Source organism: Streptomyces sp. NPDC002580, assembly GCF_042889485.1.
Taxonomy (GTDB): Bacteria; Actinomycetota; Actinomycetes; order Streptomycetales; family Streptomycetaceae; genus Streptomyces.
The window spans coordinates 392,448-414,525 of sequence record NZ_JBIAQZ010000002.1; the positions used below are offsets into that span (position 1 = coordinate 392,448).

General features: G+C 72.5%; 19 protein-coding genes and 1 pseudogene. 13 read left to right on the top strand and 7 right to left on the bottom strand.

The window, feature by feature from the left end; translation table 11 throughout:
• Positions 1–10 precede the first annotated feature (10 nt).
• A complete protein-coding gene (locus tag ACFYW7_RS08200; protein WP_389499318.1) occupies positions 11–1,456 on the bottom strand; it encodes a serine hydrolase domain-containing protein in 1,446 nt (481 codons plus the stop codon).
• Between the two features lie 565 nt (positions 1,457–2,021).
• On the opposite strand from ACFYW7_RS08200, the gene ACFYW7_RS08205 reads away from it, so the two are divergent.
• Entirely contained in the window at positions 2,022–3,659 is a 1,638-nt protein-coding gene (locus ACFYW7_RS08205) for a serine/threonine protein kinase (protein ID WP_389499320.1), read from the top strand.
• 23 nt (positions 3,660–3,682) lie between these two features.
• On the opposite strand, the gene tgmB is transcribed toward ACFYW7_RS08205, so the two are convergent.
• The gene (tgmB, locus tag ACFYW7_RS08210; RefSeq protein WP_389499322.1) at positions 3,683–4,636 is read right to left on the bottom strand and encodes an ATP-grasp ribosomal peptide maturase; all 954 of its coding nucleotides are present in this window, start codon (positions 4,634–4,636) and stop codon (positions 3,683–3,685) included.
• Between the two features lie 15 nt (positions 4,637–4,651).
• Entirely contained in the window at positions 4,652–4,843 is a 192-nt protein-coding gene (gene tgmA / locus ACFYW7_RS08215; protein WP_389499324.1) for a putative ATP-grasp-modified RiPP, read from the bottom strand.
• 251 nt (positions 4,844–5,094) lie between these two features.
• Here tgmA and ACFYW7_RS08220 point away from each other — a divergent pair, with 251 nt between their 5' ends.
• Together ACFYW7_RS08220 and ACFYW7_RS08225 are read left to right on the top strand one after the other, a co-directional pair.
• Complete coding sequence (locus ACFYW7_RS08220) at positions 5,095–6,123, top strand: hypothetical protein (protein WP_389499326.1); 1,029 nt, start codon at positions 5,095–5,097, stop codon at positions 6,121–6,123.
• 207 nt (positions 6,124–6,330) lie between these two features.
• Entirely contained in the window at positions 6,331–7,014 is a 684-nt protein-coding gene (locus tag ACFYW7_RS08225) for a DUF2238 domain-containing protein (protein ID WP_389499328.1), read from the top strand.
• Between the two features lie 176 nt (positions 7,015–7,190).
• Here the strand turns inward: ACFYW7_RS08225 and ACFYW7_RS08230 are convergent, their stop codons facing one another.
• Complete coding sequence (locus tag ACFYW7_RS08230; RefSeq protein ID WP_389499330.1) at positions 7,191–8,174, bottom strand: aldo/keto reductase; 984 nt, start codon at positions 8,172–8,174, stop codon at positions 7,191–7,193.
• Between the two features lie 130 nt (positions 8,175–8,304).
• Here ACFYW7_RS08230 and ACFYW7_RS08235 point away from each other — a divergent pair, with 130 nt between their 5' ends.
• Positions 8,305–10,122, top strand: a complete 1,818-nt coding sequence (locus ACFYW7_RS08235; RefSeq protein ID WP_389499332.1) for a glycoside hydrolase family 15 protein — start codon at positions 8,305–8,307, stop codon at positions 10,120–10,122.
• Between the two features lie 81 nt (positions 10,123–10,203).
• On the opposite strand, the gene ACFYW7_RS08240 is transcribed toward ACFYW7_RS08235, so the two are convergent.
• Both ACFYW7_RS08240 and ACFYW7_RS08245 read right to left on the bottom strand, forming a co-directional pair.
• A complete protein-coding gene (locus tag ACFYW7_RS08240; RefSeq protein ID WP_389499334.1) occupies positions 10,204–10,596 on the bottom strand; it encodes a hypothetical protein in 393 nt (130 codons plus the stop codon).
• A 278-nt stretch (positions 10,597–10,874) separates the two neighbouring features.
• Positions 10,875–12,665 carry a cation:proton antiporter gene (locus ACFYW7_RS08245; RefSeq protein ID WP_389499336.1) on the bottom strand — a complete coding sequence of 597 codons (1,791 nt, stop codon included), beginning with the start codon at positions 12,663–12,665 and terminating at the stop codon, positions 10,875–10,877.
• A gap of 682 nt (positions 12,666–13,347) precedes the next feature.
• Between ACFYW7_RS08245 and ACFYW7_RS08250 the strand changes: the two genes are divergently transcribed.
• From ACFYW7_RS08250 to ACFYW7_RS08260, 3 genes and pseudogenes are all read left to right on the top strand, one after another.
• Positions 13,348–13,899 carry a gluconokinase gene (locus ACFYW7_RS08250; RefSeq protein ID WP_389499338.1) on the top strand — a complete coding sequence of 184 codons (552 nt, stop codon included), beginning with the start codon at positions 13,348–13,350 and terminating at the stop codon, positions 13,897–13,899.
• A 283-nt stretch (positions 13,900–14,182) separates the two neighbouring features.
• The gene (locus ACFYW7_RS08255; RefSeq protein ID WP_389499340.1) at positions 14,183–14,383 is read left to right on the top strand and encodes a hypothetical protein; all 201 of its coding nucleotides are present in this window, start codon (positions 14,183–14,185) and stop codon (positions 14,381–14,383) included.
• Between the two features lie 15 nt (positions 14,384–14,398).
• Positions 14,399–14,716, top strand: a pseudogene (locus ACFYW7_RS08260) (RICIN domain-containing protein); the annotation flags it as partial.
• 65 nt (positions 14,717–14,781) lie between these two features.
• Here ACFYW7_RS08260 and ACFYW7_RS08265 read toward each other — a convergent pair.
• Positions 14,782–15,615 carry a DUF1206 domain-containing protein gene (locus tag ACFYW7_RS08265; protein WP_389499343.1) on the bottom strand — a complete coding sequence of 278 codons (834 nt, stop codon included), beginning with the start codon at positions 15,613–15,615 and terminating at the stop codon, positions 14,782–14,784.
• Between the two features lie 328 nt (positions 15,616–15,943).
• Between ACFYW7_RS08265 and ACFYW7_RS08270 the strand changes: the two genes are divergently transcribed.
• From ACFYW7_RS08270 to ACFYW7_RS08295, 6 genes are all read left to right on the top strand, one after another.
• Positions 15,944–16,867, top strand: coding sequence for a MurR/RpiR family transcriptional regulator (locus ACFYW7_RS08270; RefSeq protein ID WP_389499345.1), 924 nt, complete (start codon positions 15,944–15,946; stop codon positions 16,865–16,867).
• 351 nt (positions 16,868–17,218) lie between these two features.
• Positions 17,219–17,602, top strand: a complete 384-nt coding sequence (locus tag ACFYW7_RS08275; RefSeq protein ID WP_389499347.1) for a hypothetical protein — start codon at positions 17,219–17,221, stop codon at positions 17,600–17,602.
• A 49-nt stretch (positions 17,603–17,651) separates the two neighbouring features.
• Positions 17,652–18,632 carry an MBL fold metallo-hydrolase gene (locus ACFYW7_RS08280; protein WP_389499349.1) on the top strand — a complete coding sequence of 327 codons (981 nt, stop codon included), beginning with the start codon at positions 17,652–17,654 and terminating at the stop codon, positions 18,630–18,632.
• A gap of 62 nt (positions 18,633–18,694) precedes the next feature.
• Positions 18,695–19,048, top strand: coding sequence for a YkvA family protein (locus ACFYW7_RS08285; protein ID WP_389499351.1), 354 nt, complete (start codon positions 18,695–18,697; stop codon positions 19,046–19,048).
• Between the two features lie 89 nt (positions 19,049–19,137).
• Positions 19,138–20,550, top strand: coding sequence for a CAP domain-containing protein (locus tag ACFYW7_RS08290; RefSeq protein WP_389499353.1), 1,413 nt, complete (start codon positions 19,138–19,140; stop codon positions 20,548–20,550).
• A 271-nt stretch (positions 20,551–20,821) separates the two neighbouring features.
• A complete protein-coding gene (locus ACFYW7_RS08295) occupies positions 20,822–22,075 on the top strand; it encodes a serine hydrolase domain-containing protein (protein WP_389499355.1) in 1,254 nt (417 codons plus the stop codon).
• Positions 22,076–22,078 lie beyond the last annotated feature (3 nt).

Genomic DNA, 22,078 nt, shown 5'->3' on the forward strand with positions numbered 1-22,078 from the left:
CACGCCCGGTTCACCCCCGCGGCGGCGCCTGGAGGGACCGCAGGGAGCGGCCCTGGAGCGGGGTCGTGTGCCAGCGCGCCGTGAACGTGCGCTCGGGGAGCGCGCAGGTCACGGTCAGGCGGTGCGGGGTCTCCAGGAACAGCACGTCGACGCGCAAGGTGCGCTCGTCGGTCCAGCCCCCGCTCACCGCCGCGGGCGTCGGGCCGGGATCGGCGGTCCAGCCCGTTCCGCCGAGCCGCAGTTCGAACCGCTGGTCGCCCTCCACCAGGGTGACGCGCGGGCCCTTGTCGCCCTCGGCCACGAGCACGTGGGTGAGCGAGGGCTGGTCCTCGCAGACACCTCCGGCGGGCGCGAACACCGCGTCCGACCAGGCGTCCCCGGGCTCCGGGGGCTCGGACCGCGCCTCGACCGGCGGCAGGGCGAGCCGGGCGAGCCGTCGGCGCAGCACGTCGTCCGCCTCACCGGAGGCCGACGACGGAGCCGTACCGAACGCGGGCAGCAGATGCCGCCACATCAGCTCCAGCAGGTCCTGCAACCGGTCGGTCGCCGCGGTCGTCACGATCACCGCGTCGTGCTCGGGCAGCACGACGCAGAACTGCCCGTACGCGCCGTCGCCGCGGTACCCGTGCCGCCCCCGCCAGAACTGGAGGCCGTAGCCCTGCTGCCAGTCCGGCCTGTCTCCCTCGGGGCTGCCGACGGCGGTCGTCGCGACGTGGGCGCGGGTCGCCTCCGCGATCCAGGAGGCCGGCAGGATCCGCCGCCCCTCCCAGACACCTTCGCTCAGATACAGCTGCCCGAGCCGGGCGACCGCGTCGGTGGCGGCGTGCAGGCCGCTGAAGCCGATCTCCCGGCCGGCCCGGTTCCGTGTCCAGGCGGTGTCCCCGATGCCCAGGGGTTCGAACAGTCGGGGCCGCAGATACGCGGTCAGCGGCATGCCGGTCACCCGCTGGACGATCGAGGCGAGGGTGTAGGTGGCGGACTGGTTGTACGCGAACACGGTGCCGGGGTCGCGGTCCGGCGGGATCAGCAGGAACCCGCGTACGTTCTCCTGCCGGTCGAGCCGGACCGCGTCGGCCCAGGTCTCGGTGAGGTGGCCGCTGGCCATGGCCGCGACGTGCCGGACGAGCATGGCGCGGCTGCGCGGATCGGTGATGTCGGCCTCGAACTCGGGAAAGTACGAGAGCACCGGGTCGTCCAGGTCCAACAGGCCTTCCGCCACGGCGAATCCGGCCGCGGTGGAGGTGAAGCTCTTGCTGAGCGAGTAGAGCAGCTGAAGGCGCTCGGGGGTGTACGGCGCCCACCAGCCGGAGGCGACGAGGTGCCCGTGGCGCAGGATCATCAGGCTGTGCGGTTCGATGTCCGGGGCGGCCTCCACGGCGTCGAGGAACGCGGCGATGCCGCGGGCGTCGACTCCCTGCTCCGCGGGTCGACTGACAGGCAGGGGACGGGCGTTCATACGGGTGGCCTCCGGGTGGCTCGGGCGGCGATGCACGACGGTCGGCGGCGACGCTCACGGCGTGGACGGCGGCAGCGGCGGTGGGCGGTGGTGACCGGGCACGATGATCGGGGCACTGGGTGCATGCGGCATCTTTCCGGTCCGCCGCTCCCCTGTCCATGCCACAAGGCACTCGTGCGCCCGCGCCGCCGGTTCGCCCCCCACTCCCCCGCGCTCCGCGTCCGCATCCCGTGCGGTCCCGAAGTCATCTTTCACCGAGGGGAGTTGATGTCCGGCGAGGTTGTGCGGATCAAGCCCGGGGGCAGGTGCGGTCCCGGCCCCGCAGCCGACGCCCCGGTCGGGTCCCGGTCGCCCCCCAGTAGTGTCCCGGCCGTCTCCGGGACCCGTACACCGGCTGGAGAACTGTGCGGTGGATCAGTAGTGAAATCCGGCCCGAACTGTTCGTACAGGTGCGCGACGACGGCCCCGCCGGGCAAAGACGCCCATCTAGAGCCGCCTCCCGTTGAACACTCTTCGTCACTCCGCGCGTACTTCCGGGAAAGGTGAGGCCGGTACGCGACGAGGGATGACGATGGCGAAGGCGCAGGACTCCGCAGGCGAGTTGATAGCGGGAAGATACCGGCTGCTCGAGATCTCCCTGCGGGAAGAGGGCCGGGCCATCTGGTACGGAGAGGACACCGCCTTCGGACGGCCGGTCGTCCTGACCTGGTCACGGCTCGCGGAACACCCGCCGGAGGGACCACCGGAACCCGTCGCCGACCGGATCCTGCGTACGGCGAAGATCCTCGGTCCGGCCTGTCCGGGCCAGGTGGCCGCGGTCCTCGACGTGGTCGAGGAGCCCGGTTCCGTGTGGACCGTCACGGAGCGGCCTCCGGGCGTCCCGCTGACCGAACTCCTCGGACGCGACCCCGTCGATCACGTCCGGACGGCGCACATCGCGCTCGTCGTGCTCGACGTCATCGCCGCCGCCCGCCGTGAGGGCGTTCCGCACGGCGAACTCGGCCCGAGCCAGGTGTGGGTGGACGAGCACGGCACGGTCACGCTCACCGGGTTCGGAGTGGCCGGGGCCGCCGACGTGACGCGCGTAACCTCTCCCTCGTACGCCTCCCCCGAACAGGCCCGCGGTGAGGGCGGCGCGGCCGCGGCGGACCTCTGGGCCCTGGGCGCGATGGTGTACGCGCTCGTCGAGGGCAGGCCCGCCGTGCAGGACCGGGGGCAGATGGACGCCACGCTCCGGGCGGTGGACCAGCTGCCGGTCAGGCCCCCGGCCGACGCGGGGCCGCTGGCGCCCGCCATCTCCGGCCTGCTGCGCCGGGACCCCGTGGAACGGGTGCCCGAAGCCGTCGTGCGCGAGTCGCTGACGCGCATCCTCCGGCAGAACCTCGAGGAGACCACGCCGGCGGAGCCGCCGCCCGTGTACGACGATCCCGTCGGCCTCCGTGAGGGCGCCGCGGACGAGGGGGGCGCGGGGCCCACCCCGGGGGGACGGCCCGCGGTCCGGCCGGTGCTGCTGGGCGGGGCGCTCGCCGTCACGGTCCTCGCCCTCGTGGTGATCGCCGCGACGGGCGGGCTGCCGGGCGGGGACGACACGTCCGCCTCCGGCCCGGCGCCGTCACGGGCGGCCACCGGCGCGCCGTCCACGGCCCCCACCGCGCCCGCCGGCCAGAAGCCCTCGGCGTCCGCCACGCGGTCTCCCTCCCCCTCCGTCTCCCCCTCCGCCTCCGCGGGCACGTCGCTGCCGGCCGGTTTCTCCCTCTACCGGGCGCCCCAGGGCTTCGCCGTCGCGCTGCCGGGGGGCTGGAAGCCGCTGGAGACCCAGTCCTCCGACGACCTCGCCTATCGGGTGACCTTCGGGGCGAGCGGTGATCCGCGCACGCTGGCCGTCACCTACAGCACCCAGCTGGGTCCGGACCCGGTCGCCGTGTGGAGTGCCCTGGAACCGTCCCTGATCGCCGAGTCCACCGGCTACGAACGGGTGGGCGACATCCGGCCGGTGACCTATCGCGGCATGAAGGGCGCTGACATGGAGTGGTACTCGGTGTCCCGAGGGGAGCGGGTGCGCACGTTCGGCCGCGGTTTCCTCATCGGCGACCACCGGGGTTTCTCGCTGCGCTGGACGACCCCGGCGGACGACTGGGACACCGCCGCCAACCGCCGGGCCCTGCGCGCGTTCCTCAAGTCCTTCCGGCCCAGCGCGGAGTGAGTGACCGTCTCGGTCACGTCAGGTCAATGTCCCTCCGGAATACGGAAGTCGGGCCTGCGCTGGGCGAGCCACAGTCCGACCTCGTCGGCGATGGGCTGCCCGGTCTCCAGCTCGATGAAGCCGAACTGGCCTCCCTGGTTGCACTCCAGGAACCACCAGATGCCCTCCGCGTCCTCGGCGAAGTCGAAGGCGGCGTAGGCGAGTCCGGTGAAGGCCAGGTAGTCGTGGACCGCACGGGCGATGCGATCGGGCACCCGCGCGGGCTCCCAGCCGTTCCCCGTCTCGCCGAAACGTCCGTCGACCTGGCCGGGTTCGGCGGCCTTGCGCGCGGCGAACATCCGGGTGCCGATCGCGGTGAGCCGGATGTCGGCCCGCTTGGGAATGTAGCGCTGGAGCAGGGCGGGGCCGGCCGCGACACCGGAGAAGTCCGTGTCGGGTCCGACGAGTGTGGTCGGCAGGGCCGCCGGGGGTTCGCCGGGCGGCGGCCCCGAGGCGGACTTCACCACCACCTCCCGGTGTTCCTGGACGAACTGCTGGGCCACCCGGGGAGCGGTCGTGATGACGGTGGGCGGCACCGCGAATCCACTGCTGTGGGCCACCCGCAGCTGCCAGGGCTTGTGCCGGGCCTGTTCGGCGCGGCGCGGGTGGTTCATCCAGCGGGTCGAGGCCGAGTAGAGCATGCCGAACAGTGCCTGCCTGGTCTCGGCGGTGAGCCATGCGGAGGGTTCGGCGGCGTGTGCCGCCGGCTCGCCCGGCCTGCGCACCCACACGGAGCGCAGGCCCCCCATGCTGAGCACATGGCCGTTGACCGACAGGTAGCCGTCGAAGTCACCGTGGGCGTAGTCGGCGGAGAGCACCGCCTTGCCGGGCAGGTCGGCAGGATCGAGGCGCACCATGGGGACGCCCCGCTCGTGCAGTTTGGCCACCACCATGTCGGCGGTGACGTCCTGCTCGGCCGTGAGTATGAGAACCGTCATGCGCGCGGGCTTTCGTCAGTCGTCGAAGTGCGTCTGGGAACCGGCCGTGGACGTCGTGGTGCCGGTCGCCATCAGCAGCGCGCGATCACTGACGGCCGGACGACCGTCGGGCAGCACGTTCAGTTGCAGGGACACGTCGAAGTGGTACGGGGGTATTGCGGCCGACTGCCCTGAGGGCTGGGCGTAGTTGAGAGTGAACGGTCGCACGAAACTTCCTCCCGCGGTCGCACGATGGTCGATACCCACCCGTACGTGACGCGGCCGTAAGGAATTCATCACTTTCTGCCACATCAGGGTGAAGGTCGTCACATCGCGTCGTTTCTGGATTGCTCATTTCGGATTTACTTGGGTATCCGCTTGGCTTCGGCCCAAGCGTGGCTGCTTGATTCCACGCAGACCTTAGGCCAATGCTTCATCCTCCGTGACATCAACGCCCCGCCATCCCAGGAGAGTTCCCGTTGACCGCAGCCATCGCATCGCCCGAGGAATCCGCCGCACGCGCCGACGCGCCGAACCCCGTCGAGCGCGACGCCCATGACTTCGGGGCCTACGCGCGGACCGGAGGCTGGGCCTTCGCCCTCAAGGTGGCGCGCAGCGTCCGTCCCGGCGGGCAGTCCGCCGACGACACCTCCAAGGTGTCCGCGAAGGAGTTCGCGGAACTGGCCGGATGCTCACCCGAGCGCGTCATGCGCTACTACAAGGCCTGGGACCGGGCCGCCGACGACGGCATGGTCCCCCAGTTCGAGACCCTGGTCCCCGGCGAGGACATCGAACTCCCGGGCGCGGACGCCTGGTCCACCTACTACACCTCCCGCTCCAGCGCCGCCTCGGAGCGCGGCGCGGCCATCTCCGAGGCAGCGGAGGCGGCGGGCATCCGTCCCACGAAGGCACTGGAGGTGGCCGAGAACCCGACCGCGCTGCGGGCCGCGATCCTCGCCGACCCCTCCACGGCCAAGGCGGCCCGGTCCGCGCTGCTGGACCGGGTGAAGGAGGACCCGGCGCTCCAGACCGAGTTGGCCCGCGACATCGCCCGCACGGACGAGCTGAAGAAGGCGGTCGCCACCGAGAACAGGGCGGCCGACCGCATCGGCTACGTACGCCAGATCGCGGAGAAGGGGCAGATCAGGACGCCGGCCGGGCAGACCCTCGACGCTCCGGCCGAGCTGCGCTCCGAGGCCGAGCGCCATCTGTCGCTCCTCGACGAGCTCGACGAGGACGAGGACGCGGGCGAGTGGGCCACGGAGGCGTACGACGCCATGAAGAACCTGGTGGTCGAGACGGTCGAGGCCGATCCCGAACTGCGCGTCCAGGAACGGCGGACGAAGGTCTACAGCAGCCTGCAGAAGGCGACGAAGGTCTTCGAGGAGCTGACCTTCGACGACGCCGCCGACATCTACGAGGACGACATGGTGCAGCGCCTGGAGGAGCTCCAGCAGGCGATCGGCACCGCCATCGCGGCGCTGCGCGGATCGGCCGGCCGGGAGTGAGCGGTCCGCCCTGCCGTGCGGGAACGGACGTTCCCGCACGGCGGGGCGGACACCGCCGCGGTTCCTCCTGGACGGTGTCGGTGCCCCCACCCGGTGGGGCGGCCGGGTGCGTGCACGGCCGCGGAGTGAGTACCCGTACTCATGCCGCCCGCCCCGTGCTCCAACACCATGGGGCCACCTGGACGAGAAGCGACGAAGGAGCCCGCCATGCACGGATCAGCCCTGGCCCCCGATGCCCGGCACCCGGCTTCCCCGGAGGGCGCCCCGCGCGGGGCGCTCCCGGCCGTGCTCGTCGCGGTGGTCCTCGCGGGCCTGGCGCTCTCCGCCTGGCATCCCCACGACCGGACGACCTGGCTGCTGGAGGTCGTCTGGGTGCTCGTCGGACTGCCGCTGGTGGTGCTGAGCCGACGGCGGTTCCCCCTGACGAACCTGTTGTACTGCCTGCTCGCGGCCCACGCGCTGGTGCTCGCGGCGGGCGGCCACTACACGTACGCGCAGGTGCCGTTGGGCGACTGGGTGCGCGACGCTCTCGGGCTCGACCGCAACCCGTACGACCGTTTCGGACACCTCATGCAGGGCCTCGTACCGGCTGTCCTGGTGCGGGAGTTGCTCGTCAGGACGTCGCCGCTGCGCGGCAGCCGGTGGCTGGCGCCGCTGACCGTGTGCGCGTGCCTCGCCTTCAGCTCCGTCTTCGAGATGTTCGAGTGGGCCGCCGCCGTGATCGGCGGCCACGCCGCCGACGACTTCCTGGCGACCCAGGGGGACGTGTGGGACACCCAGTGGGACATGTTCTGCGCCCTGATCGGCGCGAGCCTCTCCGTGCTGCTGCTGAGCCGCGCGCACGACCGGCAGCTCGACGCGCTCCCGGCGCCGCGGACCGCCGAGCACTGATCCCCGCCCGACGGAGGCGGAGAGCCGTTCCAGGACGGCGTGTCGTGACGGCTCCGTCCCACGAGGACGGCGTGTCGTGGCAGCGCGGGCAGCGCGGGCACCCGAACAGCCGGGCCGTCCCCGGCGGCGCGGACCGCGAGGAGTCGCCGGTCGTGCCGCCGGGGTTCCCGGCGGTCCTACCAGCGGCTCTCCACCTGGTCCTTGATCCGGCGCTCGTACAGTTCCCCGACGGCGTCCAACGTGGCGCGCGACAGCTCGGGCAGCTTCGCGGCCGCCGCGTTGGCACGGGCCTGTTCGGGTGAACGGGCTCCCGGGATCACCGTCGTGACCCCCGGCTGCCCGATGATCCACCGCAGCGCGAGCTGGGCCGGCGTGTACCCCTCGGGGGCGAGGGCGGAGAACTCGGCCGCCGCTTCCACGCCCGTCGCGAAGTCCACCCCGGAGAAGGTCTCGCCCTGGTCGAAGGACTCGCCGTGGCGGTTGTACGTCCGGTGGTCGTCCGCGCCGAAGACGGTGTCCTTGGTGTACTTGCCGGAGAGCAGCCCGGAGGCCAGCGGGACCCGCGCGATGACGCCGACGCCGGCCTCGTGGGCCGCGGGCAGGACCGCGCCGAGCGGCTTCATGCGGAAGGGGTTGAGGATGATCTGGACGCTCGCCACGTTCGGGCGGGCGATCGCGGTCAGCGCCTCGTCGCACGTCTCGACGCTCACGCCGTACGCCGCGATCCGCTCCTCCTCGACCAGCGTGTCGAGGGCGTCGTACACCGCGTCGGAGGAGTACACCGAGGTCGGCGGGCAGTGCAGCTGCACCAGGTCGAGGCGGTCGACGCCGAGGTTGCGGCGGGAACGGTCGTTCCAGGCGCGGAAGTTGTCGAGGACGTAGTTCTCGGGAACCTGGTCGACGCGGCGGCCCATCTTGGTGGCGACCATGACGTGCAGGTCCGGCCTCCCGCGCAGGAAGGTGGCGATGATCTCCTCGCTCCGCCCGTCGCCGTACACATCGGCGGTGTCGAAGAACGTCACCCCCGACTCCGCCGCCGTCTCCAGCACCGCCAAGGCGTCCTTCTCGCTCACCTCACCCCAGTCGGCACCCAGCTGCCAGGTGCCGAGACCGATGACCGAAGCCTGCTGACCCGACCTGTCGAATACGCGCTCGTCCATGGCGCCAGTCTGACACTTCCCGCAGGCCGGACGGCACGCGCCCGCCCCGCGCGCCCACCCCGGGCGAACAAGCGGACCCGGCCGTGATGTCGGATAGTGAGGGTGCCCGGATCCTCGAGATTGGATCGCCATGGACCGCTATCCGCCCATCGCCGACCATGGTCTGGTGGGCGATCTCCAGTCCTCCGCCCTGGTCTCCTCCAAGGGCGTCGTGGACTGGTTCGCCGCCCCGCGCTTCGACTCCCCCAGCATCTTCGCCGCGCTGCTCGACCACGGCGGCGGAGGCTATTTCCGGCTGGCGCCCGCCCACCCGCGGGGGACCTGGAAGCAGCTCTACTATCCGGACACGGCGGTCCTGGTCACGCGGTTCATGTCACCCGACGGGGTGGGCGAGGTCCTCGACTGGATGCCGCCCGACCGTTCCCTCACCCCGTCCGCCCGGCACCGGCTCTTCCGGGCCGTGCGGACGGTGCGGGGCACCATGCGGTTCGCCCTGGAGTGCCGCCCGCGCTTCGACTACGGGCGGGCGGGCCACGAACTCGGTCTCGGACCCGACGGTGCCGTCTTCCGCGGCCCGGGGATCACCGCGTTCCTGCAGAGCACCTTCCCCCTGGAACGGGACGGACAGGACGTCCGCGGCACCGTCACCCTGGGCGCGGGCGAGACGGCGGCGGCCGTGTTCACGGTGGACGGTCCGGACGCCGCGGCGCCGGCGCCGCCCACCGTGGACGGGGTGGCCGAGAACATGACGGGGACCATCGAGTACTGGCAGGACTGGCTGCGGACCTCTCGGTACCGGGGCCGCTGGCCCGACATGGTGCACCGCTCCGCCATCACCCTGAAGCTCCTGACCTACGCGCCGACCGGCGCCCCGGTCGCGGCGGCCACGACGGGCCTGCCGGAGCAGGTCGGGGGCGAGCGCAACTGGGACTACCGCTACACCTGGGTGCGGGACGGATCCCTGTCGCTGCGGGCCCTGCTCGACCTCGGGTTCGCCGAGGAGGCGACGGCGTTCACCCACTGGCTGCGCGAACGTCTGATGGAACACCTGGACCACGAGGGGGAAGCGCTCCAGATCATGTACCGGGTGGACGGGACACCGCTGACGGGCGAGGAGATCCTCGGACACTGCGAGGGCTACCGCGGTTCCTCCCCCGTACGGGTCGGCAACGCCGCCGCGGACCAGCTCCAGCTCGACATCTACGGTGAGGCCCTCTACGGGCTGTCGGAGGGCCGGGAGGTCGGCATCCAGGCGGACTACGCCGGGTGGAAGGCCGTGGCCCGCACGCTGGACTGGCTCGCCGACAACTGGGACCGGCCCGACGAGGGGATCTGGGAGACCCGCGGCGGGCGCAAGGACTTCACCTACAGCCGGGTGATGTGCTGGTCCGCCTTCGACCGCGGCCTGCGCCTGGCCCACGACTTCCGCCGTCCCGCGGACACCGCCCGCTGGACCCGGGCGCGCGACGCCGTCCTGGAGCAGGTCATGACACGCGGCTGGAGCGAGAAGGAGAAGGCGTACGTCCAGTACTACGGCGGCGACGTGCTGGACGCCTCGCTGCTGCTCGCCCCCAGGGTCGGCTTCCTCGGCGCCAAGGACCCGACCTGGCTGTCGACCCTCGACGCGATGAGCCGGACGCTGGTCTCCGACAGCCTCGTCCACCGCTACGACCCCGCCGCGTCCCCGGACGGCCTGCGCGGCTCGGAGGGCACCTTCAGCCTGTGCACCTTCCTGTACGTCGACGCGCTGGCCCGCTCCGGCCGGCTGAGCGAGGCCCGGTACACGTTCGAGAAGATGCACACGTACGCCAACCACGTGGGCCTCTTCGCGGAGGAGGTGGGCCCCAGCGGTGAACAACTGGGCAACTTCCCGCAGGCGTTCACACATCTGTCGCTGATCATGGCGGCCACCACGCTCGACGAGGCGCTCGACCGGCAGCGCGGCTGAGACGCCGGGCGGCACACCCGGCGGTGCCCAGGCCCCGGTGTGCCGCTCGGCGCGTCCCGAGGCCGTCGCCCCGGAGTCCCGCTACACGCGTGCCCCGTGCACGTGCTTCGGTTCGACCAGCAGGCCGTAGATGACCAGCAGGGACACGAGCATCGTGAACAGCGACCAGAACGGGTACACGGGAAGGAAGATCATCTGGCCGACCAGACAGAACGCGGCCAGGCAGATGCCCGTCAGCCGCGCCGCCCTGGAGCCCACGAACACACCGATGGCCGCCAGGGCCATCACGATGCCGACGACGACCCAGATCCAGCCCCAGGCCGTGTAGTTGAGGATGAGGAGCCGGTTGCCCTGGGAGTACACGGTCGAGTAGTAGCCGTGGTTGAAGATCGCCACGAACCCGTTGAGCAGGTTGAACAGAGCGCTGACCATCAACAGGATTCCGGCGAAGGCCACCCAGTGCGAACGCTCCATGGGCGGCACGAGATCGTCTGTCTCAGAGACTTGTCGCTGCATGAGAACCATGAGATCCAACCGCCCGGCGGACCGCCATCCGTACTGACCCGTTGGAGTTCGCACGGGTGACCGCGAACGGCGGGTGACCGGACGGACGACGGACACACGCGGGGGTGACCGGAGCGCCGGGCGGGCTCGTGGACCCGCGCGCAGGCATCCCGGCCGGGCCTCGGCCTGGCCGGTGGTCGCGCACGCCGGGGCCCTGGTGCGAGCGCGCGGCTTCCCACCGCGCGTGGTCACTCCGTCCGCCCGGGGACCGGGGAAGGCCGCGGGCTCCCGGGCGGGCCGAGCAGGATCGCGGTGTCGTCGGCCCCCGGCCGCGGGCTGTGGCTCCCGGTGACCGGGTCCAGGCGCCCGTCGGGACGGACGAGGAACAGCAGCGCGTACCCGGCCGGAACGCCTTCCCGGGCGGGGCGCGAGACGATCCGGGCGCCGTCCTCGTAGCGGCGGACCAGCTCCGGTCCGTTCAGCCCGGCCTCGAACAAGGTGTCACCAGCCGTGTAGGGGGCGACCACGCCATGGCTCCTGCCGGGCGGTCCCAGCCGGTGGACGAACCCGTCGACGCCGCCCCGCAGGGTCGCCGACGCCAGCGCGTTGAAGTCGTCCTCCTCGGTGAGCAGCAGAACGCCGGTGATCCCCTCGAGTTCGGCTCCCTCGCCGGTGGCCGCGGCGAGCAGTTCGCCCGGGGCCAGGCGCAGTCCGGCGGCCCGGATCAGATCGCGTTGCGGGTCCCGCCCCGCCCACATCAGCACGTCGAGGCCCGCGGAGCTGAGGGCTCGTCCCAGGTCGATCGCCCAGAGGTCGCCGCCCACCAGCAACGGGCGGGCGCGCGCCGGACGGAGTACCTTCAGCCGCCGGGCGACGGAGTGCGCGCTCAGCCCGTACAGCGTCACCGTGGTGACGATCACCAGGAAGGTGGCGGGCAGGATCTTCTCGGCGCCGCCGATGCCGTTCGCGACCAGGGTGGCGGAGAAAGTCGACGCGGTGGCCGCGGCGACGATCCCGCGGGGCGCCATCCATCCGATGAACGCCCGCTCGCCGCGGGGCACGTCCGTCCCCACCGTGGACAGGAACGAGATCAGCGGCCTGATCACCAGGACCAGTGCGGCCACGAGAACGAGCGTGGGCAGGACGACGTGCCGCAGGGACGCCGGGGTCACCGTGGCCGAGATGGAGACGAACAGCAGCCCGATGATCAGCGACACCAGTGTCTCGAGGAAGGGACGGCGTGCCGGGAGGGCGACCCCCGGCAGGTTGGCCAGGGCCATCCCCATGACGACCGCGGCGATGAGGCCGGTGTCGTCGCGGATCGCGTCGCAGGCGGCCGCGACGCCCACCGCGGCGGCGAGCTGGACGGTCGTGCCCAGCACATCGCCCAGGCGCAGGCGGCGGAGGAGGAACCACAGCACGGCGGCCCCCACACCACCCCCGATGAGACCCACCGCCGAACTCGCCGCGAACTGACCGAGCTTGCCGGCCACCCCTCGGTCGTCGCTCGCGACGACGGCGTGGAAGGCGAGCGCCCCGAGGATGCCGCCGACCGGGTCGATCAACGATCCCTCCCAGATCAGGATGTGCTGCAGCCGTTCGGTCGGACGCACGAAGTTGAGCAGCGGACCGACGACGGTCGGCCCCGAGACGACGAGGATCACGCCGAGCATGACCGCCGCGCTCTTCGACATGCCCAGCAGCGGCACCGCGAGGGTGGCGGCGGCCGCCCAGGTGATCAGGGCCCCGCACCAGATGAGTCGCGCCACGACGCGTCGCATGTGTCCGCGCAGCCTGCGCACGTCGAGGCCCAGTCCGGCCTCGTAGAGGATCACCGCCACGGCGAGCGACACCATCGGGGAGAACGCGTCCCCGAGCAGCTTGTCCGGGTCGACGATGTCGGTCAGCGCACCCGCGGTGAATCCGACCGGCAGCAGGATGATCAGCGGGGGGATCCGCAGCCGGCTCGCCACCAGCTGGGAGCCGACGGACAGGACGACGATCAGTCCGAGTCCCTGCAGGATCTGGTTGTCCGTCACGGCTGTCCCTGCCGGTCGGCGCGGGCCCGGGTCGGCCGTCCCGTCACTTCTGGCCCCGCGGCGGCGGCAACGCCGCGAGTCGCGCACCGGTTTCCATGCCTGAGGTCACTGCCGTCTCCCGTTCGTCGGTGCGCCGTGCGCGGGGAGCGGACGTGCAGGCGGTCGTCGGCGCACCCCGCGCCTGGCCGCCGGGCCCGGCCCCGGTGTCCTCGGTCCCCGGACAGGTTCCGTTCGCGGTGGCCACGTCGGCTCCCGGGTCGGCGGGACCCGCACCGAGGCAATCACTCCCGTCGGGGACCGGCGAGGGCGGAGCCGCCCCGCTCGGCCGTTGGAAGCAACCGGGTCCCCCCGGTGGAGCAACCGCACGGTACGGCGGACCGTGCGGAGGACGAGCGCCGCGCATGGCCGCGACGAACGACGTCGGGGCGACGGCCGCCCGGCACGGCCGCGAGGTGCGACGAAGTCCGAGGAGCCCGCGCGGGACGACCGGGGGTCGACGCCACCGCGAGACACGACAATGGCTGACGTCACCGCGTGACCCGACGCCGGGCCCGTCGGGGCGCGCCCATCCGGGTGCATTCGGCCGGACCGCACCTGCGCGCGGGCCCGCCGTACCGGCCCTCCGCGCAGGATTCCGGCGAGGGCCACCGACGTCCTGCCGGACCGACCCAGGAGGAGCCGCATGTCATCACCCGGGACCGCACCGACGATCGTGGTCGTCATGGGCGTCTCGGCGTCCGGCAAGAGCACGATCGGGAAGAGGCTGGCCCAACGGCTCAACGTGCCCTTCGTGGAGGGCGACGACTTCCACGCGGCGAGGAACATCGCCCGGATGAGCGCGGGCCTTGCGCTCGACGACACCGACCGGGAACCGTGGCTGCACACCCTCGCGAACTGGATCCGCGACACCACCCGGTCCCGGCGGGGCGCGGTCATCTCCTGCTCGGCCCTCAAACTCGCCTACCGGGAGCTGCTCCGCGCGGCCGGGCCGGGCGTGTGGTTCGTCCACCTGGACCTGGATCGCGAGACCGCCCGGGAGCGCATCGCGCACCGCACCGGCCACTTCATGCCCGAGCGGCTTCTGGAGTCCCAGTACGACGCCCTCCAGCCGCTGCTCGACGACGAACCGGGGCTGACCGTCGACGCGACGGCCGACGCCGACACGATCTTGGACCGGGTGGAGACCGCCCTTGCCCGGTTCGAGTCCGGACGCCGGGGCACGACCACGGACTAGCCCGAGGCGGCACTCGGCACTCGGCACTCGGCACTCGGCACTCGGGAGGGGAACACGCACGGCGCCCCGGAGAGACTCCGGGGCGCTGTTCCGCGGCAGCCGCTTCCCTTGCCGCGGGACACGAACCGGCGGTGCCGGTCGGCGCGGTGGCCGGTGAGGTGTTCCCGTGGCTCCACCACAGGAGTCACCGACCCGGAACCAGAGTGCCCGAAGACACGGAGGAGGCAGGTGTGGTTCGCCGCCATGTCACCACCCCGTAAGGAACCGCACGACCGACACCCGCTTGCCGTCGACGTTCGCCGGTGAGACCCAGAACCGGTTCCTGCTGGACGGGCTGAAGTGGCTCGCCGGGCCCGACGGCACGACCCCGCCGGCGGACCTGATGTCCGAGACCGCCTGGTACTCGCTGACGAACGCCGTCAACGGCACCTGTGTGGAAGCCCGTTCGGCCGCCACGGTGAACGGGGCCGCGATCCGGCGGTAAGCCTGCAACGGCACGCGGGCGCAGCGGTTCCGGTTCCGCCCGACCGACGGCGGCTACCGGCAGGTCGGCATCCGCGGCGACCCGGGGCAGGTCATCGACGTCACCGGCGTCTCGACGGCCGACAACGCGCCTCTCCAGCCGTGGAGTTACGGCGGCGGGCGGAACCAGCGGTGGCTGCCCGCCGAGGAGAGCGCAGGGCGTCACCGCTTCACCGCGCGGCACAGCGGCAGGTGTCCGACCGCCGCGAGCGCCGCCACGCACAGCGTCCGACTCACCCAGCGGGCCTGCGGCGGCTCGTCCGCGCAGAGTTTCACCCTCACCGCGCGGCCCTGACCGGCCGGTTCACGGAGGTGCCCCGCTCGCGTGCGCGCGGCGGGGCACCTCCGTGCCGTCGGGCGTCACACCCGGCGCCACCGCGCCATCGCGAAGGAGAACAGCCCGAACAGGACCAGTCCCACGGCGACGCAGACGAGCAGCCACGGCCCCATCGGGGTGGTGGCGAAGGACCGTAGCGTGTCGTCCATGCCCTTGGCCTTGTCGGGTTCGTAGTCCACGGCGGCCCGCACCGCGAAGGCCCCCGCCGCGGCGAACACCGCGCCGCGCGCGGCCCCGCCGCCCACACCCGCCGTGTCGACGGCCCGGCGGACCCGTCGCGACATCTCGCCGAGCTTCAGGTGCTTGTGATACTTCCGCATGACGGCCCGTACGGCGATCCAGATGCCCGCCACGGCCAGTCCGACTCCGGCGGCGCCGACGATCCACTGGCCGCCGGGCACGCCGAGTGCCTTGGCCGTGACGTCGCGGGACTGCCGGTCGCTCGACCCGCTGCCGCGCGAACCGGCGGCGAAGGAGAGCACGGAGTAGGCGACGAACCCGTAGAACACACAACGCGCGCCCGCCATGAGGCGCTTGCCCGCCTTGCCGCCGTCCTGCCCGGCGCCGCCGAAGACGGCCTCGGACAGCCGCCACAGCGCCATGCCGACGAGCCCGGCGCCGAGAGCCCACAGGAGGACGGCGCCGAACGGTTTCGAGGAGATCTCCTGCAGGGCGCCGCCCCGGTCCGCCTCCCGCCCGCTGTCACCGAAGGCGACGCGCAGGGCCAGTACGCCGACCAGGGCGTAGATCACCCCTCGTGCCACGAGCCCCGCCCGGGCCGCGCCCTCGCGCGCCGAGCCGGTCGCCGCGCGGCGGGCGCCGGCCTCCGCGTCGCGGGCCGTCGCCGGGGCGTTCATCGGGACCACCTCTCGTGCGCCGTAGCCGTATCCTGCCGCAGTCTCATCCGAACCTCCTGGTCGCCGGCGTCCGCGCCCCTCGTGCACGGCGAGGACGTCATCGAGGGCTCCCGCGGTCGCTGCGTCGCGAGCGGACCGCTCCGCGCCTCCACCACCGGTTGCCCCGAAAGTCCCGCGGCAGGCACGGCGTCACGTCCCACGGCCTCATCCCGCTTCCACGCTCCCGCCGCCGCCCCTCGAGGTCCGCCGGACAGCGCCGATACCCGCCCAGGTCAAACAGGTCGGTGAGCTATGTTGAGTTCTCGTGGGACATCAAGGAGACGCACCGTTGCCATCGCCGCAACAGGCACGCGCACAGGCATCCGCGATCACCTCGGGAAAAACGGCCCCCGAGGCAGGCGTGGCACCGCCGTCCCAGCTCAGGGAACTGTTCGACGGCCCCCGGCTCTCGCCGGGTCAGCGGCGCATCGCCCAGTACCTGATCGAGCACATCACCGAGGCGGCGTTCCTGTCGATCACCGACCTCGCCGAGCGGGTGGGGGTGAGCCAGCCCTCGGTGACCCGTTTCGCGGCGGCGGTGGGGTTCAGCGGCTACCCCGCGCTGCGCGAGCGGCTCCAGGCCATCGCGCTCAGCACCCTGGGCAGCGCTCCCGGGACCCCGGTCGAGGTCACGAGCAACGAGCTGCAGGCCGCGGTGGACGCCGAGATCGAGAACCTGGAGAACCTGCGGCGGGACTTCGCCGATCCGGACGCGATCATCCGCGTCGGCCGGGCGCTGTCGAAGTCGGCGCCGCTGACGGTGCTCGGACTGCGTATCTCCGTCTCCCTGGCCGAGTACTTCGCGTACGCCGCGCGACGTATCCACCCGGACGTCAGGCTGGTGACGCACGGCGGCTCGGTCTCCTACGACGCGCTGCTCCAGTCCCGCGAGGCGGGCGGCACGTGGGTCCTGGCCTTCGGGATGCCCCGGCACGCCCAGGAGACCCTCACGGCCATCCGGGTCGCGCGCAGCGCGGGCCTCCAGGTGGCCCTGATCACCGACCTCGGGCTCGGCCCGCTGGCCGACGAGGCCGACGTCACGTTCGCCACCGGCACCGGCTCCCGCCTCGTCTTCGACTCCTACGCGGCGCCCGTGGTGCTGTCGGCGGCGCTGCTCCAGGCCATGACCGACGCCGATCCGGAGCGCACTCAGGCGCGCCTGGAGGAGTACGAGCAGGTCGCCGAGCAGCACCAGTTCTTCCTGAGGGACTGAACCGGCCCTCGCGCGGGGGGCGGGACCGAGAGGGCACGAGCCTGCCCGACGGCCTCTTCGCCCGTTTCCCGTACCGGCTGTCACCACGGCATCACGGGATCATTCACATCAAAGCACGCATGAATGTTTTCATGTCCTTGCGCATCTGGCGGTATATATAAATACTTCTCGCGGATCGCGACGTGGAGGTCTCCAGGTCATGACCCATGACCACCCGGGGCCGTCCGCTCCTACCCGCATCGGGTCCCTGGTGTTCGAGCGGGTCTCGCCTGCGAGATCCGTGGTGGCGGCCTCGGTCATCCCCTATGCCGGGGCCGCCCCAGAGTCCCCCGCCGACGTAACCCGGAAGCGATGAACATGGCCCTGACGTATTCACCGATCACCTCGGACTGGCCGTGCCAGGTCAAGACCCCCGGCAGCTTCGACTGGGAGCGATCGGCGGTGAAATGGCTGCGCGAGCTGGTGCCGAGCCGCTACGCGAGCTACCCCGTCCTGCACAAGCACCCGGTGCTGCTCGCCCGCCACGCGCACCTCCAGGTGCAGCAGGAGATACGGGTGGCCCGCACGGCCCTGCAGACTGCCCGCTCCGAGCTGCCCGGCCTCGGGCTGCACGAGGGGGTCATCGAACACACCATCAAGCTGTACGCCGCCGAGCTCATGCAGCTCCAGCACATCGCCCGGAGTATCCGCACGGTGTCGCAGGCGTTGGTGGACCACGCGCATCCGCGAAACTGAGGGCCCGGGCCGGGCGTGGTCCGGACGGACCGAGCCCGAGGGGGACGGCGTGACCGCTCCGAACCAGCAGACCGGCGGTGCCCGCGGCGGCGATTCCGCGGCGGCCGCACCGCTCGACGTGCGGTGGATCCACGGCTCGCCCTCGGCGAAGCACAACACGGACCCCGACATCCAGGTCCACGCCTACGACGAGCACACGGTGATCCTCCGCCAGAACATGGCTGTCGACTACGAGGCGCCGTTCATGTTCCTGCTGTTCGGCGCGGAACGGGCCGTCCTCATCGACACGGGCGCCACGGCCTCGGCCGACCACTTCCCGCTGCGGCGGGTCGTGGACGAGGCGATGGAGTCGTGGCTGACCGGACACCCCCGGGAGGGCTACGGGCTGCTGGTGCTGCACACCCATCCGCACGGCGACCACATCGCGGCGGACGGACAGTTCACCGGCCGCCCCGGCACCGAGGTCGTGGCCGCGGACCTCGACACCGCCTGGGACTTCTTCGGATTCCATGACGATCCCGAGGCCGTCGCCCGGGTCGATCTCGGCGGCCGCGTGCTGGAGTGCCTGGCCACCCCGGGGCACCACGCGGCCGCCGTGACGTACTTCGACCCGTGGACCGGGCTCCTGCTCACCGGCGACACCGTCTATCCCGGGCGGCTGTACGTCGAGGACTGGCCGGCCTTCACCCGTACCGTCGACCGCCTGATCGACTTCTGCGGGCGGCGCCCCGTCACCCATGTGCTCGGCTGCCATATCGAGATGACCAGGGAACCGGGGCGGGACTACCCGGTGCGCACCACCTACCAGCCCGACGAGCCGCCTCTCCAGATGACGACGGATCAGCTGCTGGACATCCGCCGGGCGACCGGGACCGCCGGTCCGGGGCCCGGACGGTACGTCTTCGACGACTTCGTCATCTGCCGCCTCGACACACCGGACGAACAGAAACGGCAGCCCCGCCCGGAGCACCCCGGCACCACCTCCCCCGTCCCCGGCACGCGCGCGGACGGCCCCGCACAGGGGCGGTAGCCGGAGCGCGAGCGGGCAGACGGAAAGGGAGTCACACCCCGACGAGAACCCTGGACGGACGCATGGATTCGATCTCATGGAACGTGGTCATCGTCGTCGCGGTCCTGGGAGCCGTCGCGCTCGCGGTGGCGCTGGTGATCCTCGGCCGCCTCGTCCGCACCCGCCGTGACCTGCGGCGGGCCGGACTGCCGACCGGCCCCCGCTGGGTGTTCTGGGGCGCCGTCGCCTATCTGGTGCTGCCGACCGACCTCCTGCCCGACCCCGTCTACCTGGACGACATCGGCGTCATGCTGCTCGCTCTGCGCTCACTGCGTTCCGCCGCGCCCTCCTTGTCGCCGCGCCGGTCGCCCGCCGCCGGTGACCTCCCCGTGGCCGACGGCCCGCGACGGGCTTCACGCAAGACGCGGGAACCCTAGGACGCGGGTGGTCCGTTGAGCGGTCGACGGCCCGTGCTCCGGGCGCCGTCGCGCGGCAGGCACGGATCACCCCATCGACGGGCGGCGGCATGCACGAGCTGGTTCCCGGGGGCAACACGCCCCTGCCGGACGGTGTCCTGACCCTCAGGGTGCCGGGTCCCTTCGACGTGTCCGCGCTGATCACCGACGAGAGCGGCAAGGTGCGCGGCGACGGCGACTTCGTGTTCTACAACCAGCCGTCCGCGCCCGGCGCCCGCCTCGACGGCGACCGTCTCACCATCGATCCGGCGCGGCTGCGGCCCGGAGCGGCCCGCGTCACCGTCGTCGTCAGCCCCGCCGACCCGTCGACGCCCCTGGGCCGGCTGCCCTCCCCCACGGTGCGGGTCACCGCCCCGGACGGCCGCGACCTCGCCCGGTTCACCCCGCCCCGGCCCGAGCGGGAGACCGTGCTGCTCCTCGCCGAGCTGTACCGGCGCGGCCCCGCCTGGAAGCTCCGCGCCCTCGGCCAGGGGTACGCGGACGGGCTGGCGGGCGTCGCGCGGGATTTCGGGGTCGAGGTCACCGAGGACGCCGCTCCCCCGCGCGTGACGGCGAGCACGGCACCGGGCACGGTCCGAGGAGCTCCGTCCGGTGGCCGGCCCGGGACGGCACCTGGTTCCGGGCGGAGCGGCGGGCCGGTCGTTTCCGTGGGGGACGGACCGGTGGGCGCGTCGGCCGGCGGAGCGGACCCCGACGGATTCCTGGGCCCCGTGAACTCCGCCCGCGCCGCCGCCGGTTCCCCGCCGGTCCGTCTCGACGCCCGGCTGACGGCCGCGGCTCGGGAGCATGCCCGCGCCATGGCCGCCCGCGGCCTGCTCGGCGCGGAGAGCCCGGACGGCGTCTCCGTCTACCACCGCGTCACCTCGGCGGGTTACGCCTATCTGACCATCGGCGAGCATCTGGTCTCCGGCCCGCGCACCCCGCGCGAGTTCGTCGACCACTGCCTGTCGGCCGAGCCGTCCCGGAGCACGCTGTGCGATCCCGGGTCCGAGCACGCGGGGCTGGCGTCGGTTCCCGACAGCCGCTCGGGCGACCTGTACTGGACGGCCCTGTGGGCCCGGCCGTTCAGCCTCTCGGGCCTGGAACGGACGGCGCGTGAGGTCGTCGCGCTGACGAACGCCGAGCGGGCCGCGGCCGGCCTGCCGCCGCTCGGGCCCGACCTCCCGCTCACCGCCGCGGCCCAGGCCCACAGCGCCGACATGGTGGCCCGCGACTTCTACGCGCACACCTCCCCCGAGGGGCGCCAGCCCTGGGACCGGGCCGCCGCCGCGGGCTGCACCCGCCGCACCATCGGCGAGAACATCGCCTGCGGGCAGCGTTCCCCCGCCGAGGTGGTCCGCGGCTGGATGAACAGCCCGGGCCACCGCGCCAACATCCTCAAGCGCGACTTCACCCACATCGGCATCGGCCTCGCCGGCGGCGGCCGGGCGGGGACGTACTGGACCCAGCTCTTCGGCGGCTGACCCGGCGTCGGCACCCCGCCGTCGCCACCCCGCGCGGGCGCGCATCGCGCCTCCGCTCCCCGCGCGCTGTCGCCACGCCCGCCCTCCCCCGTGCGCCACCGCGACGCCTTTCCGCCAATTCACCGATTCCGCTTCACCCTTTGCGCTTCTTCCCCGGGCAATGCGACCCGGAGACCCTTCCAGCGCGTAGAGATGGTGCCGACGTCCGCATCCGCGGCGGGGTTCGAGCTCGTCAGGCGAACCGGCACCGAGCACTCGGGAGAAGAGTCACATGGTCTCAGCAACGGTGGGTACGGGCACGGCGCTGGGCGCGCTCGTGGTGTCCCTGCTGGCAGCCCCGGCGCAGGCCGCGGCGCCGGTGGGGAGCGTCGGCGCCGGCCCCGAACGGGTCGCGGCGGCGGCCCTCGCGGCGCCCGACGAGGCGGGGCTGCGCGCCGTCCTTCGCAAGGCCCGCGCACAGGGCGCACCCGGCGCGATGGCGAGAATCGACGACGCCGGCACGGTGCACCGGCTGGTCGAGGGTGTCGCCGACCGGGCCACCGGACGGACCATCAGCACGAACGACCGGTTCCGCGTCGGCAGCATCACCAAGACCTTCTCCGCCGTGGTGCTGCTCCAGCTGGTCGACGAGGGCAGGCTGAATCTCGACAAGTCGGTCAACACCTATCTGCCGGGTCTGCTCCCCGACAGCAGGATCACCGTGCGGCACCTGCTGAGCCACCGCAGTGGTCTGTACGACTACACCAACGACCTGTTCTCCCGGACCGTCCCCGGCTTCGAGGCCGTCCGCAACAAGGTGTTCGGCTACCGGGACCTGGTCGCGCTGTCGCTGCGCAAGCCCCGCACGAACGCGCCGGGGGCCGCCTACTCGTACTCGAACACCAACTTCGTGGTCGCCGGCCTGCTGATCGAGAAGCTGACCGGGCACAGCGTGGCCACGGAGTACCAGAAGCGCCTCTTCACCCCCCTGAACCTCACCGGCACCTTCTACGTCCACCCGGCCACCGCCATCCCGGGCCGGCACGTCAACGGCTACCTCAGGACGGGCTCGGCGGGAGGCCTGCTGGACTCCACCAAGCAGACCGCTTCCTGGGCCCAGAGCGCGGGCGCCGTCATCTCCACCCCCCACGACCTGGACGTCTTCCTCTCCGCGCTGCTGCGCGGCGAGCTCATGTCCCCGGAGCGGCTCACCCAGATGAAGAAGTGGACGCGGGTCAACAGCACCACGTCGTACGGCCTCGGGCTGCGCCGCCGTGACCTGTCCTGCGGGATCTCCGTGTACGGGCACACGGGAACCGTGCAGGGCTACTACTCGTACGCCTTCACCACGAAGGACGGCAGGCGCAGCCTGACCGCGCTGGCCAACACCTCCAACAACACCACGGTGCTCAACACCATGTACCGCACCCTGGAGCCCGCGTTCTGCGGCAAGCCGGTGGCCGAGGCCGCGACCCGGGAGGTCACGCCGGGCGCGACGTCCCCCGAGCTGTACGAGGACATCGCGCCCGGCGTCGTCCGCGACTGACGC

What these genes read in the sequence shown, in the direction of transcription:
- ACFYW7_RS08265 (WP_389499343.1), bottom strand. Translation starts at nt 15,615, where the DNA reads ATGAACGCCCCGGCGACGGCCCGCGACGCGGAGGCCGGCGCCCGCCGC.
- ACFYW7_RS08225 (WP_389499328.1), top strand. Translation starts at nt 6,331, where the DNA reads ATGCACGGATCAGCCCTGGCCCCCGATGCCCGGCACCCGGCTTCCCCG.
- ACFYW7_RS08240 (WP_389499334.1), bottom strand. Translation starts at nt 10,596, where the DNA reads ATGGAGCGTTCGCACTGGGTGGCCTTCGCCGGAATCCTGTTGATGGTC.
- ACFYW7_RS08200 (WP_389499318.1), bottom strand. Translation starts at nt 1,456, where the DNA reads ATGAACGCCCGTCCCCTGCCTGTCAGTCGACCCGCGGAGCAGGGAGTC.
- ACFYW7_RS08250 (WP_389499338.1), top strand. Translation starts at nt 13,348, where the DNA reads ATGTCATCACCCGGGACCGCACCGACGATCGTGGTCGTCATGGGCGTC.
- ACFYW7_RS08235 (WP_389499332.1), top strand. Translation starts at nt 8,305, where the DNA reads ATGGACCGCTATCCGCCCATCGCCGACCATGGTCTGGTGGGCGATCTC.
- ACFYW7_RS08275 (WP_389499347.1), top strand. Translation starts at nt 17,219, where the DNA reads ATGAACATGGCCCTGACGTATTCACCGATCACCTCGGACTGGCCGTGC.
- ACFYW7_RS08285 (WP_389499351.1), top strand. Translation starts at nt 18,695, where the DNA reads ATGGATTCGATCTCATGGAACGTGGTCATCGTCGTCGCGGTCCTGGGA.
- ACFYW7_RS08205 (WP_389499320.1), top strand. Translation starts at nt 2,022, where the DNA reads ATGACGATGGCGAAGGCGCAGGACTCCGCAGGCGAGTTGATAGCGGGA.
- tgmB (WP_389499322.1), bottom strand. Translation starts at nt 4,636, where the DNA reads ATGACGGTTCTCATACTCACGGCCGAGCAGGACGTCACCGCCGACATG.
- ACFYW7_RS08290 (WP_389499353.1), top strand. Translation starts at nt 19,138, where the DNA reads ATGCACGAGCTGGTTCCCGGGGGCAACACGCCCCTGCCGGACGGTGTC.
- ACFYW7_RS08230 (WP_389499330.1), bottom strand. Translation starts at nt 8,174, where the DNA reads ATGGACGAGCGCGTATTCGACAGGTCGGGTCAGCAGGCTTCGGTCATC.
- ACFYW7_RS08295 (WP_389499355.1), top strand. Translation starts at nt 20,822, where the DNA reads ATGGTCTCAGCAACGGTGGGTACGGGCACGGCGCTGGGCGCGCTCGTG.